Here is a 1,149-nt window from a genome sequence, read left to right on the forward strand (position 1 = left end):
TACCAAGTGAAAATTGTAACGACGAGCTTACCAGCGGGTTGTGTGATTAGCAGTCAGCAAAACTTGGGCGGTGATGATAAGAAAGACAGCGACTTTAGCCCAACGACAGGTTTGAGCCAAGTCGTGACTATCAATGCCTTGGGAACAGGTTTGGCCAAAGACAATCCAACGGTTGACGCGGGCTTATATTCTCCCAAAGGTTCAATTGGTGACTATGTTTGGAAAGACCAAAACAACAACGGTGTTCAAGATTCGGGTGAGCCAGCGGTTGCGGGCGTGATTGTTCAATTGTTGAACGCAACGACGAGTGCGGTTTTAGCGACTGACACAACGAATGCCCAAGGTTTGTACTTGTTCCCGAATTTGGAAAGTGGTACTTACCAAGTGAAAATCGTAACGACAAGCTTACCAGCAGGTTGCGTGATTAGCAGCCAGCAAGACTTAGGCGGTGACGATACAAAGGACAGCGACTTTAACCCAACAACTGGCTTGAGTCAAGTGGTGACAATCAACGCTTTGGGAACAGGCATTGCCAAAGATAACCCAACGATTGACGCGGGCTTGTACTCACCCAAAGGTTCGATTGGCGATTATGTATGGAAAGACCAAAACAACAACGGTGTCCAAGATTCGGGCGAGCCAGCAGTTGCGGGCGTGATTGTTCAATTGTTGAACGCAACGACGAGTGCCGTTTTAGCGACTGATACAACGAACGCCCAAGGTTTGTACTTGTTCCCGAATTTGGAGAGTGGCACTTACCAAGTGAAAGTCGTAACGACTAGCTTACCAGCGGGTTGCGTGATTAGCAGTCAACAAGACTTAGGCGGTGACGATACAAAAGACAGCGACTTTAACCCAACGACGGGCTTGAGTCAAGTGGTAACAATCAATGCGTTGGGAACAGGAATTGCCAAAGACAACCCAACGGTTGACGCAGGCTTGTACTCGCCCAAAGGTTCAATTGGTGACTATGTTTGGAAAGACCAAAACAACAACGGCGTTCAAGACTCAGGAGAGCCAGCGGTAGCGGGTGTGATTGTTCAATTGTTGAACGCAACGACGAGCGCCGTTTTAGCGACTGACACAACGAATGCGCAAGGTTTGTATTTGTTTCCGAATTTGGAAAGTGGCACGTACCAAGTGAAAATT

At 48.0% G+C, this 1,149-nt stretch carries 1 protein-coding gene; it reads left to right on the forward strand.

Annotated features, from left to right (window positions below):
- Positions 1-1,149 (forward strand): SdrD B-like domain-containing protein (locus K339_RS33285; RefSeq protein WP_037300078.1); only part of this gene is annotated, 1,149 nt, incomplete at both ends.

This window comes from Runella limosa DSM 17973 (assembly GCF_000482465.1).
GTDB lineage: Bacteria > Bacteroidota > Bacteroidia > Cytophagales > Spirosomataceae > Runella > Runella limosa.